This is a genomic window from Thauera sp. K11, assembly GCF_002354895.1.
GTDB lineage: Bacteria > Pseudomonadota > Gammaproteobacteria > Burkholderiales > Rhodocyclaceae > Thauera > Thauera sinica.
On the sequence record NZ_CP023439.1, the window covers coordinates 4,006,138 to 4,022,958 of the forward strand.

A 16,821-nucleotide genomic window follows, 5' to 3' on the forward strand; every position below is an offset into this window, starting at 1 on the left:
CCGCCGCGCACCGCGCAGAGGAGCCGCATCATGAACCCGACCATCTCCTTCGCCGCCGCTGCGCTGCCCGACGGCCCGCGCAGCGCGCTGCGCCAGCGCATCGACGCCGCGTGGCGCACGCCCGAGCCCGACTGCGTGCCGCCGCTGATCGAAGCAGCGCGGCTGGACGGGCGGATGCAGTCGCGGGCGCAGGACATGGCGCGCGCGCTGGTGGCCGGGCTGCGCGCCACGCGCGCGCGCTCCAGCGGCGTCGACGCGCTGATGAAGGAATTCTCGCTGTCCAGCCAGGAAGGCGTGGCGCTGATGTGCCTGGCCGAGTCGCTGCTGCGCGTGCCCGACAGGGCCACCGCCGACCGCCTGATCCGCGACAAGCTGGCCGACGGCGACTGGCGCTCGCACATCGGCAACAGCCCGTCGCTGTTCGTGAATGCCGCGACCTGGGGCCTGCTGATCACCGGCCGGCTGGTGTCGACCAGCAGCGCGGAAGGGCTGGCCTCGGCGCTGACCCGGCTCGTCGCGCGCGGCGGCGAACCGCTGATCCGCAAGGGCATGGACCTGGCGATGCGCATGCTGGGCGAGCAGTTCGTCACCGGCCGCACGATCGACGAGGCGCTGGAGCGCGGCCGCGCGCACGAGCAGCGCGGCTACCGCTACTCCTTCGACATGCTGGGCGAGGCGGCGATGACCGCGGCCGACGCCGAGCGCTACTTCCGCGACTACGAGACGGCGATCCACGCCATCGGCCGCGCCTCGGCCGGACGCGGCGTGGTCGACGGCAACGGCATCTCGGTGAAGCTGTCCGCGCTGCATCCGCGCTACACCTGGGCGCAGCGCGAGCGCGTGTCCGCCGAACTGCTGCCCAGGCTGAAGACGCTGTGCATGCAGGCCCGGGACTACGACATCGGCCTCAACATCGACGCCGAGGAAGCCGACCGCCTCGACGTCTCGCTCGACCTGCTCGAAACGCTGGCGCTGGATCCAGACCTCGACGGCTGGACGGGGCTGGGCTTCGTCGTGCAGGCATACCAGAAGCGCGCGCCCTTCGTGCTCGACTTCATCGTCGACCTCGCCCGGCGTGGCCGCCGGCGCATGATGATCCGGCTGGTGAAGGGCGCCTACTGGGACGCGGAGATCAAGCGCGCCCAGCTCGACGGCCTGGCCGGCTACCCGGTGTATACGCGCAAGGCCCATACGGACGTGTCCTACCTCGCCTGCGCGCAGAAGCTGCTCGCCGCGCGCGACCTGATCTACCCGCAGTTCGCCACCCACAACGCGCATACGCTGGCGGCGGTCTTCCAGCTCGCCGGCGACGACTGGCGCGCCGGCGACTACGAGTTCCAGTGCCTGCACGGCATGGGCGAGCCGCTCTACGACCAGATCGTCGGCAAGCCCGGCACCCACCGCCTGGTGCGCATCTACGCGCCGGTCGGCAACCACGGGACGCTGCTCGCCTACCTGGTGCGCCGCCTTCTGGAGAACGGCGCCAACACCAGCTTCGTCAATCGCATCGTCGACGAGAACGTGCCCATCGAGGAACTGATCGCCGACCCGGTCGAACAGGCCGCGCCGCTGGCTGGCGCGCCACACCCGAAGATTCCGCTGCCGGCCGGCATCCTCGGCGCGCAGCGGCGCAATTCGGCGGGCCACGACCTGGCGAGCGAAGCGGTGCGCGCGCGCTTCGCCGCCGCCCTGGCAGCCTCGCGCGCCACCGCCTTCACCGCGGCGCCGACGCCGGCGCGGACTGCCCCCGCCGGCCAGGCCGTGCCGGTGACGAACCCGGCCGATCGCGGCGAGATCGTGGGCGCCGTCGTCGAGGCCGGCGCCGATGCGCTGGAAGCGGCCTGCACCGCGGCCGCCGCGGCCGCCCCCGGCTGGGCGGCACGCCCCGCCGCGCAGCGCACCGCCTGCCTCGAACGGGCCGCCGACCTCTTCGAACGCGACGCCGACACCCTGTTCGCGCTGGCGGTGCGCGAAGCCGGCAAGTCGTGGGCCAACGCGGTGGCCGAACTGCGCGAGGCGGTCGATTTCCTGCGCTACTACGCCGCGCAGGCGCGCGGCTTCGACGCGGCCAGCCACCCGGCGCTCGGCCCGGTGCTGTGCATCAGCCCGTGGAACTTCCCGCTCGCGATCTTCACCGGCCAGGCGGCGGCGGCGCTGGCGGCCGGCAACCCGGTGCTGGCCAAGCCCGCCGAGCAGACGCCGCTGATCGCCGCGCGCGCGGTGGCGCTGCTGCACGAAGCCGGCATCCCGCCCGACGTGCTGCAACTGCTGCCCGGCCGCGGCGAGACGGTGGGCGCCGCGCTGGTCGCCGACCGCCGCGTGCGCGGCGTGATGTTCACCGGCTCGACCGAGGTCGCCGGCCTCATCAACCGCACGCTGGCGCAGCGCGGCGGCAACGTTCCGCTGATCGCCGAGACCGGCGGCCAGAACGCGATGATCGTCGATTCCACCGCGCTGCCCGAGCAGGTGGTGGCCGACGTCCTCGCCTCCGCCTTCGACTCCGCCGGGCAGCGCTGCTCGGCGCTGCGCGTGCTGTGCCTGCAGCAGGACGTGGCCGAACGCACGCTGGAGATGCTGCGCGGCGCGCTCGCCGAACTGCGCGTCGGCGACCCGGCCGACGTGCGCACCGACGTCGGCCCGGTGATCGACGCCGATGCGCGCGCCGGACTGGAAGCACACGTCGCCGCCATGCAGGCGGCGGGCGCGCGCGTCACCCGCCTGCCGGTGCCGGCGGACTGCGGCCGCGGCACCTTCGTCGCGCCGGCCATCGTCGAGATCGGCAGCATGGCCGAACTCGGCCGCGAGCAGTTCGGCCCCATCCTGCACGTGCTGCGCTTTCGCGCGGACGGGCTGAGCGCCCTGATCGACGCCATCAACGCCGGCGGCTACGGCCTGACGATGGGCGTGCATACCCGCATCGACGAAACCGTGGAGGGGGTCCGGGCGCATGCGCGGGTCGGCAACCTGTACGTCAACCGCAACATCATCGGCGCGGTCGTGGGCGTGCAGCCCTTCGGCGGCGAAGGGCTGTCCGGCACCGGGCCGAAGGCCGGCGGCCCGCTCTACCTGCACCGCCTGGTGCAGCGCAGCCCGGGAGCGGACCTCCGTAACGGCGCGCTGCGCATCGAGCGCGACGCCGGACCGCCGCTGTTCGACGAACTGGTGCGGTGGCTGGACGCCCACGGCCGCACGCTGCTCGAGGGCGACGAACTCGCGCTGCTGCGCGACCGCGCCGACGCCTGCCGCGCACGCCGGCTGGCCGGCCTGCGCCTGGCGCTGCCCGGCCCCACCGGCGAGGACGACAGCCTGCGCTTCGTGCCGCGCGGCCTGGTCGCCGGCGTGGCGGCGACGCCCGCCGGCTGCCTGCACCAGTTGCTGGCAGCGCTCGCCAGCGGCAACTGCATCGTGTTCGGCGACGACGCCGTCGCCCGCCGCACGCTGTCCTCGCTGCCCGAGGCGATCCGCAGCCGCGCGAAGCTGGACGCGAAGTGGTTCGACGCCGGTTTCGGCGCCCTGCTGTTCGACGGCACCGACGCCGATGCCGACGCCTGGCAGGCACGGCTGGCGGCGCGGCCCGGCCCCATCCTGCCGCTGCTGCGGCCGGCGCCGGACTACGACCACGGCCGGCTGGTGCATGAACGCAGCGTCAGCATCAACACCGCCGCGGCCGGCGGCAACGCGAGCCTGATGGCGATGGGTGCATGAGCGACGCACGGCCGCCCGAAGGCGGCGCTCGTTCCAAGGCTGGCTTTGCACAGCCAGCCCGCTCGGGCGGCGCCCTCCCTTGGCGGGAAGGGCTGAAGCGGCCGCGAGCACTGGCTGCCCACACCGGACTCCGCTATTGCGCCAGCCCGAGTTCCCTGAGTGCCTCGAGGATGCCGGACGCCATCCGGCGATAGCCCGCGGCGTTCGGATGGATGCGGTCGGCGCGCAGCGCGGGCTGCCCGAGGACGCCGGAAAAGACGTCCGCGACCAGCGGCACGCCCTCCGCCCTGGCCAGCTCCGCGTAGAGCGGCGCATCGGACGGCTTGCCCGCGACCGCGCCGAGCAGCGACAACTCCGGCACGGCGACCAGCACCAGTTGCGCGCCGGCCTGCTTCACCGCCCGGATGATGCTGCGTACGTCCTCCGCTACCTCCGCCCGGGATCGCCGCCGTATGAAGTCGTTGCCGCCGATTTCGACGATGACCAGCGCGGGGCGGTGTTCGTCGAGCAGTTCCTGGATGCGCGCCTTGCCGGCCTGGGCCGTATCGCCGGGGACGCCGGCGTTCACGATCTCCCAGCCAGTCTCGCCGGCCAGCAGCGAGGGCCAGTCCTCGCCCTGCGCGGCGCCGGTGCCGTAGGTGACGCTGTCGCCGAAGGCGAGCACCAGGGCCCCGCGCGGGACGGCGGCAAACCCGCCCCGCTTGCCGCATGCGGCGAGCAGGGTGGTGAGCAGCATCGAGGCGAGGAAACGTCTGCGGTCCATGGCGAGATCCCGGAGTCGGTACGGGTGTCGGGCGCGAGAGCGGCGCCGCGGTTCAGGGCACCGCGATGCGGGGAGCCTCGCCGCGGGAAACCCCGGGCACCGGCTGGAAGGCGGCGAAGTCCGCGGGCAGCGGCGCGTTCTCCAGGCTGCGCTGGGTGAACAGGAAGCGGCCATCGCAGACGAAGCCGAGGTCGGCCCAGTCGACCGCGTTCAACGCATCGCGGAAGGCGGCGGGATCGACATCCTCGCGCTGCGGAAAGATCGCCATCACCGCGCCGTCGTAGTCCCTGCATTCGTGCACGAAGAAGGGCCGGGCGACGCGGGTGCGGCCGTTCACGTACACGCGCGCGCGCGCGCTGCGGAAATGCACGCGGCCCCACTGCCACCAGTTGGACTCGTCGAAGCGGGTGACCTTGCGCTGCAGCAGGCGCGCCTTGTGCGGCAGCAGCACGGGCGGCGGCGGGCTGTCCGGTTCGGTCCAGATCATGCGCCGCGTGCGGCCGGTGCTGACGGTGGAGGAACAGACGAAGTCGCGGGTGCCATGCGCATCGTCGACGTACAGTTCGTCCGCGCCCGACACCGCGCCAACCTTGACGAAGGCGACGTCCGACAGCCGCAGCGGATAGTCGCCGCGGGTGAACATCAGGTGGCCGGCGCATTCCACGAAATGGCGCGTCTGCCAGTTCGGCGCGGCGAGGCCGGCGGCGAGGTCGTCGCCGGCGCCGATCTGCGCGTGGCGCATCGTGCGCGCGGAGCAGTCCTTCTCGAAGCGCCAGATCAGGCAGTTGGGCACGGCGTCGGGGAACACGCGCGCGTCGCCGAGTTCGATCGCGTCGGTGATGGTCCCGTCCCCGAACAGCCGCCGGTTGAGCTTCACCGCCGAGGTCGCCTTCAGGAAGTCGCGCGGCGTGATGAAGATCAGTTCACCGCCCGGCTGCAGGTGGCGCAGGCACTTCTCGATGAAGAAGAGGTAGAGGTTGGCGCGGCCGTCGAGGCCGCAGGGCTGCGGCGCGCGTTCGATCAGCCCGCGCGTGGCGGCGCCGATGTCCTGGAAGCGCACGTAGGGCGGATTGCCGATGATGGTGTCGAAGCGCTCGTGCTGCGGGTAGGCGAAGAAATCCATCGCCAGCGCGCCCGGCGGGCAGTGGTCGGCATCGAGTTCGAGCCCCACCGCGCCGGGCAGGTGGCGCAGGAAGGCGCCGTCGCCGCACGAGGGTTCGAGCACGCGGCCGCGGTTGCGGCGCAGCGCGAGCATCGCCCGCACCACCGGTTCGGGCGTGAAGATCTGGCCGAGCGCCGCGACGTCGCGCAGGCCCAGAGGGAGCTGCGCGGTCATGGCACGGACCTCGCCGGCGACGGCGAGCGGGGACGGAACGGCGGGCGGATCGCGGCGGGCGCGGGAACGATGGCGGAAGCGGATGCGGGCATGGGCGCGATGTTACCAAGCCGGCGCCGTGCTCAGGCCACGGCACGCGGCAGGGCAATCGCACGAAGGGTCATGCAGCCATCCGGAGGCTGCGGCGCGGCAGGTCTGGCGGCGGGGGATGCGCGGAGCGGGCGAGCACTGTCCGAGTCCCGAGCGAAGCGAGGTCGAGTTGCGCAGGACGCGGAGCGCATCCCCCGCCGCCAGACCGGATTCAGCGCATGCGGGCGGCCTTGCCGGACGTCAGCCCTCGCCGCCCTCGTGCGCGTGCCACCATGCGATGAACTGATGCAGCGGCAGCGCGCGGCCGTGCAGATAGCCCTGCGCCGAAGTACAGCCCAGTTCGCCGAGCAGATCCATCACCTCGCGCGTCTCGACGCCCTCGGCGACGATGCGCAGGCCCAGCGTGCGCGCCAGCCCGGTGATGGAGCGCAGGATCTCGCGGTCGCGCGGAGATTCGGCGATCGGCATGACGAAGCGCCGGTCGACCTTCACCTCATGCACCGGCAGTTGCTGCAGGTAGCTCATGCCGGCGTAGCCGGTGCCGAAGTCGTCGATGGCCAGCCGCACGCCCAGGCTGCGCAGGCGATGCAGCACGTCGGCGACCTCCTGCGACTCCTCCACTGCGACCGTCTCGGTGATCTCCACGCACAGCCGCTGCGGCGGCAGGTGCCACAGCGTGAGCGCCTGCGCGATGAGGTCCGGCATCTCGGGGTCGAGCAGATCGTTCGCGGTGACGTTGATCGACAGGTCGACCGGAACGCCGGCATCGCGCAGTTGCGCCAGCGTCAGCGCCGCGGTCTGGAACAGCCAGCGGTTGAAGGTGTGGCGCAGGCCGCCGCGCTCGATGGTCGCCATGATCAGCGGCGGCTGCACCCAGTCGCCGCCGTGCCGCTGCCAGCGCAGCAGGGCTTCGGCATGTACGCAGCGGCCGGTGGCGACCTCCACCTGCGGCTGCAGGAAGAGCGCCAGCGCGTTGTCGGCGAGATCGTGCTGCAGTTCGGTGACCAGGCTGCGCTGCGCGACGCTCTCCTGCTCCATGCAGGGGTCGTACAGCGCGACCCACTCGCCGTTCTGCGACGCGGCCAGCGCGGCGATGCGCGCCGACTGCACCAGATGCAGCGGGTCCTCGCCGTGCTCGGGGCTGAGCGCCGCGCCGCACACCGCGTTGAGGCCCAGTTCGATGCCGCCGATGGCCAGCGGCGGCTGGTAGAACGTGCGGCGGAACTTCAGCATCGCCAGATGCACCGGCGCGCTGCTGGGCAGATGGGGCAGCAGGATCAGCCATTCCCACTCGTCGAGCACGTACAGCCGGTCCACCGGCCGCAGCGCGGCGCGCAGACGGTCGGTGATCTGCATGCTGAGGCGCGCGACGGCCTCGGGCGCCAGCCGCAGCAGCGCGGCCTCGCGCACGAGGCTGAACACGACCAGCCCCTGGCAGCGCGAGGGGTCGGCCCCGCCGGCGATGCGCGCCAGATCGGCCAGCGCCTGGCGCAGGCGCGGCAACGCCCCCGGAGGCTCGAACTCGCCCACGCCGGCCTCATGCAAGATAGAACTCCGCCGGATCGATGCCGTAGGCGTCGTCCGGAAGCGCGCCGAGGATGCGGTAGGGCTCGCCGGTCGGCCCCACCGGCTCCAGCATCAGGTCCAGCGTGCGCGGATAGCGCTCCACCGATTTGTCGGGCGCCAGCAGCACCATCACCTTGGGCTGCAGCCTGCGTATCTGGTTCTGCTGCAGCACCACCGCCACCTCGCCGGAATTGAGTTCGACCAGCGTGCCGATCGGGTACAGGCCCATGCACTGCACGAACTGGTCGACCAGCGTGTCGCGGAACTTGTCGCCGCGCAGGCGGATCAGCTCGGCGATCGCCTGCTGGCTGGACAGCGGCCGGCGGTAGGAGCGCTCGCGGATCATCGCGCAGTAGGTGTCCATGAGGCCGGCGAGTTCCGGCAGCAGGCCGATGTCCGGCCCCTTGAGCCTGAGCGGGTAGCCGCTGCCGTCGATGCGTTCGTGATGGCGGCCGATGATCTCGAGCGTGTCCGGATGCAGGCCGGGCTTGCTGGCCACGATGCGCAGCGAATTCACCACGTGGTAGCGCGCCTGCCTGAGTTCTTCCGGCGTCAGCGGCCCCGGCTTGGCGAGGATTTCCCTGGGCAGTTGCGTCTTGCCGAGGTCCTGGACCAGGCCCGCGACGCCCAGCGCCTCGACCTGCTCCCTGGGGAGGCCGAGAAAGCGCGCGAACACCATCAGGTGCACCGATACGTCCAGCGCATGGTCGTAGCTGTATTCGTCGGTGCTCTTCAGGCGGGCGAGCCACAGCATCGCCTCCGGGTTGCGCGCCACGCCCTCGGCGACCTCGGCGACGTTCTTCGACACTTCGGAGAGATCCAGCGCGGTGTCGGCCTGCACGCTGGCGGTGAGCGCGCGCAGGCTGGTCTGCACGTCCTCGATCACCGGCGCGGAGTAGAGCAGTTCCTCCTCGAGCAGGCTGAGTTCGTCGCGCGAACGCACGCTCGGCATGCGCGACCGCCGGCCGGTGCCGCCGCGGCGCACCGCCCGCGCGATGCGGACGAAGTCGGGGGGATCGCGCTTTTCCGGGCGCGGCAGGCCCGCGAGCGGCGCATCCTTCTCATGGACCCTGGCCGTGAAGAAGTCGCCGACGGATTTCCCCCGATCGATCTGGACGGTCTGGCACAGCGCCTGCAGATGCTCGATCTGCGACTGCTCCTCGATCAGGAAGCCCTGCAGCAGGAATGGCGTCTCCAGCCAGGGGCGGTCCAGCTCGGCGACGAACATGCCCACCTTCAGATCCCGGGTCGATACTGGAGTCATAATCTTTGCGCCGCTCCCCGGCGGGATCGGAAATGCCTGAACGATTGGTCGATTGTGCAGCAGTATATAGCGGCCCCCGCCGCGGAATCCTTTAGTCATGTCGGACCAATATGCCCCATCCGGGCGGCTGGTTATCGTCATGAGCATGCGCTATGTTTGGATGGTCCCGTCATCCGCGGGACTGCCCGGGACGGGTACCCTCACCGCAGGAGTGGAGCCATGGCCAAGCGAGCGCTGTGCATCGGCATCAACGACTATCCCGGCACCGACAGCGATCTTTCCGGCTGCGTCAACGACGCCCGCGACTGGAGCGCCACCCTCCAGGCGCAAGGCTTCGCCGTCACCACGCTGCTCGACGCCGAGGCCACCCGGGACGCCATGGTCGGTGCGATCGGAGCGCTGGTCCGCGACGCGAAGGCGGGCGACACCATCGTCTTCACCTATTCGGGGCATGGCACCTGGGTGGAGGACGAGGACGGCGACGAGCCCGACGGCCGCGACGAGGCCCTGTGCCCGTATGACATCACCCGTGCCGGCCCGCTGCTGGACGACGACATCCGCATCCTGTTCGACCGCCGCGCGGCCGGCGTGCGCCTGCTGCTGATCTCCGACAGTTGCCATTCCGGATCGGTCACGCGCGGCGACGACGCCGACCTCGACCCCGGCGGACCGCGCCCGCGCTACCTGCCGCCGCAGGCGTGGATGCAGCCCGGCACGCTGCCCGCCGCGCCGCGCGCCGGCGCGATGAACCTCATCGGCGGCATGCGCCGCACCGGCGGCGACCTGCTGCTGGCCGGCTGCCGCGACGAGGAATACAGCTGGGACACCGGCTTCGGCGGCCGCCCCAACGGCGCCTTCACCTACTACGCGCTGAAGACGCTGAAGCAGGACAGGCCCGAAACCTACGACGCATGGCACGCCGCCATCCGCCGCTACCTGCCCTCCACCCGGCTGCCGCAGGAACCGCAGATCTTCGGCACGCGGAGCGCGCGCCGCATGCGCATCTTCGAATAGCCGCGGCGCGGACGCGGCACCGCCCGTCCTTGCCGCATTCCATTCAATACCCGCTTCGCGGCCGCCTGCGGCCGCGCCTCGCACCGGAGTCCTTCCATGGCGCAGCGCAGCTTCACCATCCGCGGCACCGAGGGCCAGGCCACGACGCCCAAGGTGTCGGCCGGCGTCGGCGTATCCGATCCGCGGCGGCTGTTTCCCGGGCGCGCGCGCGACGGCGCGGCCAACGAGATCCAGGTCGCCGCCGACGACGTCGTGCGGATCGAACTGGACAACGGCTTCGTGCTGTGGTCTCGCGCCGACAGCCTGGTCCGCGAGCACGGCCGGCTGTCGCGGTCGCGCGACGGCGGCGAGGCGTGGGAGTTCGACGCCGTCACCCCGCAACGCGGCGCGGCGGCGTCGCGCGACGAACGCGGCCTGCTCGGCCTGGGCATCCGCGTGCTCGACTTCTTCGGCGTGGACCTGGCGCAGCAGACGGCGAGCAAGCTGTCGTCCTGGTTCGAGGACAAGCAGCTCGGCAAGGGCGGGCCCGGCCTCTTCCGCTGCCCGCTGGACGGCCGGTTCAGGCTGGAGAAGCCGGGCGCGAAGGAATCCGTGCCCGCCGGTTCGCCCGTGCTGCTCTTCCTGCACGGCACCGCCTCGAGCAGCGAAGGCAGCTTCGGCAAGCTGTGGGACCCGGCCAACGCAGCCGGCGAGAAGGCGCGCACGCGCCTGCTGCAGGTCTATGGCGAGCGGGTGTTCGCCTTCGAGCACCGCACGCTCACCGAAAGCCCGATCGAGAACGCGCTGGCACTCGCCGAATCCCTGCCCAAGGGCACGCAACTGCATCTGGCCAGCCACTCGCGCGGCGGCCTGGTGGGCGAACTGCTGTGCCTGGCCGGCAGCGGCAGTGCCGCCGAACTGCTGACCGCCGAGATGCTCGAGGCCGTGTTCCGCACCGACCGCACGATCGCGCCGCAACTGGGCCTGTCGCCGCTGGACGCCGACGAGGAAAAGGCGCGCGACGAGGCTTACCGCAAGGACGGCGCGCGCCTCGTCAAGCTGCTGAAGACGCTGCGCAGCCGCGACATCGCGGTGCAGCGCTTCGTGCGCGTCGCCTGCCCGGCGCGCGGCACCACGCTGGCTTCCGGCCGGCTCGACCGCTGGCTGTCGATGCTGGGCTTCCTCGCCGGCAAGGCGGTGGGCACCGACCTGTTCGGCGACGGCCTGGACTTCCTGCTCGCAGTGGTCAAGGAGCGCACCGACCCGCGCACGCTGCCCGGCCTGGAGGCGATGATGCCTGGCTCGGCGCTGACGCGGCTGCTGCATCACCCCGAACTCGTCACCACCGCGGACCTCAGCGTGATCGCCGGCGACATCGAGGGCGACTCGCTGTGGCAGAAGATCAAGCTGGTGGCCACCGACTGGTTCTACGGCGCCGACCACGACCTGGTGGTGAACACCGGCTCGATGTCCGGCGGGCTGCGCCGCCCGCCGGGCGGGGCGCGCTTCCGCGAAGACAAGGGCGCCGACGTCAATCACTTCTGCTACTTCAGCAACGCCCGCAGCATCCAGTGGCTGGAAGCCGGCCTGACCCGCACGGAGGGCGAAGCCGGCGGCTTCCTGCCGATCGAGGCCGCGCCGCGGGCGGAGCCGCGCTGGCGCGGCGCCGTGCAGCGCAGCCAGGAAGGCGATGCGTTGCGGCCGCTGGCGATCGTGCTGCCGGGCACGTTGGGCAGCGGGCTGTCTGCGGGCGGCGAGCGCGTCTGGCTCGACTACTGGACGCTGCTGCGCGGCGGCCTGAAGAAGATCGCGAGCGATGCGCGCAACGTCGCCCCGGTCGATCTGCTCGACGACTTCTACGGCCCGCTGCTGGAATTCCTGTCCCACACGCACCGGGTGGAAATATTCCCCTACGACTGGCGCCTGTCGATCACCGAAGCCGCGGCGGAACTCGCCCGGCGCCTGGCCGACTGGCTGCCGCGGGCCGAGCGGCAGGGCCAGCCGGTGCACTTCGTCGCGCATTCGATGGGCGGCCTGGTGGTGCGCGCGATGATCGCCGACGGCGGCGCCGGCGCGGCGCTCTGGGAGCGCGTGCGGCGCCTGCCCAACAGCCGCTTCCTGATGCTGGGCACGCCCAACCTGGGCTCGCACGAGGCGGTGCGCTGGCTCACCGGCTTCAACCCCACCCTGGCCAAGCTGGCCCTGCTCGACTTCACCCGGGACACCGACGACATCATCGGCATCGTGCGCGACTACCCGGGGCTGCTCGAACTGCTGCCGTTCGACGACGAAGGGTTCGCCTTCGCGGAGCCAGAACGCTGGGAGACGATCCGTACCGAAACCCGCGCCCGCTGGAAGACCGCCGGCGCCACCCGCCTGCGCGACGCGACGCGGACCTGGCGGCGCCTGCGCCGGGCCGCTCCCGATCCGCTGATGTGCTACGTCGCCGGCTGCCAGCCGGCCACCGTGATCGACTACCGGCTGGTGATGGACGAAACCCTCGGCCGCCACGGCAGCAAGCGCCTGGAATTCCTCGCCACGCGCGAAGGCGACGGCACGGTGAGCTGGGCCTCCGGCCGGCTGCACGGCGTTCCCACCTGGTACGTGGCAGACACCGCGCACGATGCGCTATGCACGCAGAAGCGCGCCTTCGCCGCCTATCTCGAACTGCTGCAGACCGGCGCCACCACGCGGCTGCCCGCCACGCCGCCGGCACGCGCCCGCGCCGCCGAAGGCGAAGGCGCGACCTTCGTGCTGCAGCCCACCCCGCCCGCCGACGGCATACCCGGCGAGCGCGAGATCCCCCGGCTCGGCTTCGGCGGCAACCTGCCCGCCGCGGAAGACGATCGCCCGCCCATCCCCACCATCACGGTGAGCATCCGCCACGGCGACCTGTCCTATGCCCGCCATCCGGTGCTGGTCGGCCATTATCTGGGCGACACCATCGTCAGCGCCGAGAAGGTGCTGGACCGGCGGCTCGGCGACGCGCTGTCGCGCCGCCACTTCCTCGGCCTGTACCCGGGCCGCCTGCAGACGCACGCGCTGTTCTTCCATCCGCGCGCGGAAGGCAGGCCGGGCGGCGCCATCGTCATTGGCCTGGGCCAGGTCGGCGAACTCACCCCCGGCCTGCTCGAATCCGCGACCCGCGCCGCGCTGCTCGACTACGCGCTGCAGGTGGCGCAGTGGGCGGACGACCGCTTCGACCGCACTGGCGGTCCGCGCCGTGCCTCCGTGTCCTGCCTGCTGGTGGGCACCGGCGCCGGCGGCATGCCGGTGCGCGATTCGCTCGACGCCATGCTGCGCGGCGCGGTCGCCGCCAACGCGCGGCTGATGGAAGCCGAGCTGGACGGCCAGGTGACGATAGACGAGATCGAGTTCATCGAGCTGTTCGAGGACGTGGCGATCAATGCCGCCGCCGGTCTGGCGCAGATCCTGGGCGACGGCGAACTGGCGGCGGTAGTGAGTTGGCCGGCGCGCCAGATCAAGGCCGGCGTCGGCGGCCACCGCCGGGTCCGCTTCGACGAGGCGCCCGAATGGTGGCACCGCCTCGAGATCGCCGAGGACGAAGACCGCCGCGACGTACTGCGCTTCGTGTTCGCGACCGACCGCGCCCGCGCCGAGGAAACCCTGTCCACCGGACAACTGGCGCTGGCCGAGGCCTTCATCCGCGCCGCCTCGCAATCGGCGAAGGCCAATCCGGAGGCCGCACGCACGCTGTTCGAGATGCTGCTGCCGCTGCGCCTGCGCGAAACGGCCCCGCACCAGCGCGACCTGGTGCTGCTGGTCGACGAGCACTCGGCCCGCTACCCCTGGGAACTGCTGGAAGACCGCTGGAGCGACAACGGCCGCCCGGCGGCGGTGGCCTGCGGCCTGGTGCGGCAGCTCAAGACGCAGACCTTCCGCCCGCGCCCGGCCCACGCCTTCGAAGCGCGCGCGCTGGTGATCGGCCACCCCGACCTGCAGGGCTGGGACAAGTTCAGCGACCTGCAGGGCGCGCGCGACGAGGCGCGCCGCGTCGCCGACCTGCTGTCCGGCGGCGAATTCCGCGTGACCGACTGCATCGACCGGGGCACCGACGCCATCATCGAAAACCTGCACCGCGACGCCTGGCGCATCCTGCATCTGGCCGGCCACGGCGTGCACGAATACGAGATCCCGCAGCCGCCCGCCGCCGCAGGGACGCAGGCGGGGGCCGTCAAGCCCGCGGCACGCAAGATCTCCGGCATGGTGATCGGCAAGGAGGTCTTCCTGACTCCCGGCGATATCGAGCAGATGCGCTGGGTGCCCGAACTCGTGTTCATCAACTGCTGCCACCTCGGCAGGACGGCCGCCGCCCTGCCGCCAGACCGCGGCGCCCTGGCGGCCAACCTCGGCGTGCAGTTCATCCGCATGGGCGTGCGCGCGGTGGTCGCCGCCGGCTGGGCGGTGGACGACGGCGCCGCGCTGGCCTTCGCCGAGACCTTCTACGGCCGCATGCTCGCCGGCGAAACCTTCGGCGAGGCGGTACGCGCGGCGCGAGAGGAAACCTGGCGCCGCTTCCCCGGCGTCAATACCTGGGGCGCCTACCAGTGCTACGGCGACCCGGACTTCCGCCTGCGGCGTGACGCCGCCGCCCGTCCGCAGCGGCGGGTGCCCTATGCCGCGTGGTCGGAACTGGTTGCCGACCTCGACAATCTCGCCCGCAGCCTGCAGGCGGGCAGCCCCGACGACGAAGCACCCGACACCATCGAGGCGATGCTCCAACGCATCCCCGACGGCCAGCGCGACGACTGGCTGCAGCTCGCCGAGGTCTGCGCCGCCATCGGCTTCGCCTGGGGCGAAGCGCGGCGCTGGAGCGAGGCCATGGCCTGGCTGCACAGGGCGCTCGACGCCGACCGCGGCATCTGCCCGCTGCGCGCGGCCGAACAGCGCGCCAACTACATCGTCCGCGATGCCGCCCAGCGGTGCCTGGCGCGCGGCGAAGCCGACCCGCTGCCGGCGGAAGAGCGCGCGGCACTGGTCGCAGCCGTAAACGCGGCGATCGGCAGCCTGGAAAACCTGCTGCCGGTCGGCACCACCGAGGAACGCCTGAGCCTGCTCGGCAGCGCCTGCAAGCGCCTGGCGCTGATCGAGATCGAGTCGGACCGCCGCAGCGAAGCGCTGCGGCGCATGGCCGGCTACTACGAGCGCGCCTTCGAGCGCCGCCAGCGCAGCACGGCCTACGGCTTCACCAACTGGGCCACCGCCTGCCTGCTCGCCGGCCTGTCGCAGGATGCGAAAGAACGCGCCGACTGGCTGTCGCGCTGCGAGCAGGATGCCACGCGCCTTGCCGAGATCGTCACCCGCCACAACACCGCCGACCCCAACTTCTGGGACGCCGCAAGCCTGGGCGACATCGCCCTCGTCCGGCTGATCGCCTGCTATACCGGGGGCCTCACCACACAAGCAGCCGAGGCGCTCACCAAAGCGGTGCTCGCGCACTACCGCGCCGCGCTGCAGCGCGGCGCCAGCCCTCGCGAGCGAGCCTCGGTGATCGAAAACCTCGACTTCGCGCTCGCCTTCGCCGGCGCGCCCGAGGCATCCGAAGCACCCGAGGCGCCCGAGGCGCCGCCGTCGCTGCGGACCACGCTGCTGCGCATTCTCAACGCGTTGTAGCAAGGGTTGTCGCGGTGTTCCTGACAATCAAAGCCGAAAACTGCAGTCCCGACATTTCGCGACTTTCTGCCGCACCTCGCTTCAACAGGGCACGCGCTAAAGTCAAGAACTCGAAATCGCCGCACTCTCCTGTCGTTGTGGAGGTCGCATACATCAGCACCAAGGTGAAGACGCCATGGAGATTTCAGAGCAGGCTGAAATCTGCCCGCCACATGCGTCCGGGATGGACGTTACTCAACCGGAGCTGACGCTTGACACCCGAGTGACCACTACCGACCCAGCGCAGTCATTGACGTTTGAGGAAAGCCGTCGTTCAACGTGCAAGCTCAGGGGTGCAACGCTTGCGGTGTGTCCCAGCGCCCTACGGGAGCGCCTTGACCGGCGGGTTGGGCGTCTTAAATTAGATCGGGGCGCAGAATTCTGGCGCATTCGATCATCTTGCTCCCCAATTTCGGATGGCCTGAAGACTGAATTTTCTTTCCCACTTCAAGCATGGAATTCGGGTCACCCGCCATGGCCGATTTCAACTGCAACTTGTTCCCCAGGTCTTTCGTATTCACCGGTCCATCAACATCGTTCGAAATAATATCGCGCAGGATCATGGCCAGCTTGCTGTATGCCGAAGGCCTCTTGTGCTTGATCAGCCATGCCGTAATCAGGTAGGCCGATTCAATATCTTCATATTGCAAGGCAATGGTTACAAGATTGCTTGCCGCACGCCAATAGCCTAATTTTGCAGCTTCAATGAAGGCCACCTCGCCTTCCTCGGAACCCATCGGTTCGCCCAAGCCCCTTTGATAGAGAGCCTCTGCCTCGGGATTCGGCGCCTTCATATCAACCTTCGGGCAGTTCGCAAGACTCTTTTCCATCGCAGAAGTCATTTCTGACAGTTTGAGCTTCTCCAGCGCCTTGATTTCACTTCCGACAAGTTCTCGGGCTTCCTTTGCAGAAACCTCCGCTAGGACCCATTGGGATCGCCGTGTATTTTTCTGCCGATAATCATCTATGAAATTATTCGAGGCCGTTGTCTCGCACTCGAACAATTTGCAGCCATCAATCCGCTCGATAACTTTCGCACAATCTTGAAAATTCTCTGGCGCGCCCTTCCAGCATTTCGGATCGACATGAACCCTGAATCTTCCCCACATTAAATCGAGAAGGTATTCTTCCTGATTCAACGCCTTCGTAACAAAAGCCCGCCCCTGCTCGTCTGTAAGGCGTTTCGGTTTGCCAAGCTGAGTGCCATCAGGCAGGAGCCAACGGTAGGGTTCGTCAGCCAAAGGCTGGAAAGGCGTAACCCCTCGATCAAGCACGAAATACTGTTCATTGGCATGGAGATCGACATGAACAAGAAAAAGACCAAGCAAGACAAGGAGAAGTGTGATGGGTTTCATAACCGGAAAAGGAAAAATTGACTGGAAACATGAGCGCTGTGCGACAGCGGGCTCCCTAACTTCAATAATCGCCAAG

8 protein-coding genes are annotated in these 16,821 nt (G+C 70.3%); 3 read left to right on the forward strand and 5 right to left on the reverse strand.

The window, feature by feature from the left end:
• Positions 1–30 precede the first annotated feature (30 nt).
• Positions 31–3,705, forward strand: a complete 3,675-nt coding sequence (gene putA / locus CCZ27_RS17550) for a trifunctional transcriptional regulator/proline dehydrogenase/L-glutamate gamma-semialdehyde dehydrogenase (protein ID WP_232516454.1) — start codon at positions 31–33, stop codon at positions 3,703–3,705.
• Between the two features lie 133 nt (positions 3,706–3,838).
• On the opposite strand, the gene CCZ27_RS17555 is transcribed toward putA, so the two are convergent.
• The 4 genes from CCZ27_RS17555 to CCZ27_RS17570 form a co-directional block, all read right to left on the reverse strand.
• A complete protein-coding gene (locus CCZ27_RS17555) occupies positions 3,839–4,468 on the reverse strand; it encodes a GDSL-type esterase/lipase family protein (protein WP_096450353.1) in 630 nt (209 codons plus the stop codon).
• Positions 4,469–4,520: 52 nt separating this feature from the next.
• Positions 4,521–5,804, reverse strand: coding sequence for an Eco57I restriction-modification methylase domain-containing protein (locus CCZ27_RS17560; protein WP_096450355.1), 1,284 nt, complete (start codon positions 5,802–5,804; stop codon positions 4,521–4,523).
• 330 nt (positions 5,805–6,134) lie between these two features.
• Complete coding sequence (locus tag CCZ27_RS17565; RefSeq protein WP_096450357.1) at positions 6,135–7,439, reverse strand: putative bifunctional diguanylate cyclase/phosphodiesterase; 1,305 nt, start codon at positions 7,437–7,439, stop codon at positions 6,135–6,137.
• Complete coding sequence (locus CCZ27_RS17570) at positions 7,432–8,724, reverse strand: cyclic di-GMP phosphodiesterase (protein ID WP_232516455.1); 1,293 nt, start codon at positions 8,722–8,724, stop codon at positions 7,432–7,434. Before CCZ27_RS17570 ends, CCZ27_RS17565 begins: the two co-directional genes overlap by 8 nt.
• Positions 8,725–8,943: 219 nt before the next feature.
• Between CCZ27_RS17570 and CCZ27_RS17575 the strand changes: the two genes are divergently transcribed.
• The gene (locus CCZ27_RS17575; RefSeq protein ID WP_096450359.1) at positions 8,944–9,738 is read left to right on the forward strand and encodes a caspase family protein; all 795 of its coding nucleotides are present in this window, start codon (positions 8,944–8,946) and stop codon (positions 9,736–9,738) included.
• A gap of 96 nt (positions 9,739–9,834) precedes the next feature.
• The gene (locus CCZ27_RS17580) at positions 9,835–15,351 is read left to right on the forward strand and encodes a DUF7379 domain-containing protein (RefSeq protein ID WP_096450361.1); all 5,517 of its coding nucleotides are present in this window, start codon (positions 9,835–9,837) and stop codon (positions 15,349–15,351) included.
• A gap of 395 nt (positions 15,352–15,746) precedes the next feature.
• Here CCZ27_RS17580 and CCZ27_RS23675 read toward each other — a convergent pair whose 3' ends face one another.
• The gene (locus tag CCZ27_RS23675) at positions 15,747–16,820 is read right to left on the reverse strand and encodes a hypothetical protein (protein WP_157748626.1); all 1,074 of its coding nucleotides are present in this window, start codon (positions 16,818–16,820) and stop codon (positions 15,747–15,749) included.
• Between the last annotated feature and the right edge of the window lies 1 nt (position 16,821).

Bases quoted from the DNA above. Each gene is read 5' to 3' on its own strand.
- putA (WP_232516454.1), top strand. From the start codon at position 31: ATGAACCCGACCATCTCCTTCGCCGCCGCTGCGCTGCCCGACGGCCCG.
- CCZ27_RS17570 (WP_232516455.1), bottom strand. From the start codon at position 8,724: ATGACTCCAGTATCGACCCGGGATCTGAAGGTGGGCATGTTCGTCGCC.
- CCZ27_RS17575 (WP_096450359.1), top strand. From the start codon at position 8,944: ATGGCCAAGCGAGCGCTGTGCATCGGCATCAACGACTATCCCGGCACC.
- CCZ27_RS17560 (WP_096450355.1), bottom strand. From the start codon at position 5,804: ATGACCGCGCAGCTCCCTCTGGGCCTGCGCGACGTCGCGGCGCTCGGC.
- CCZ27_RS17555 (WP_096450353.1), bottom strand. From the start codon at position 4,468: ATGGACCGCAGACGTTTCCTCGCCTCGATGCTGCTCACCACCCTGCTC.
- CCZ27_RS17580 (WP_096450361.1), top strand. From the start codon at position 9,835: ATGGCGCAGCGCAGCTTCACCATCCGCGGCACCGAGGGCCAGGCCACG.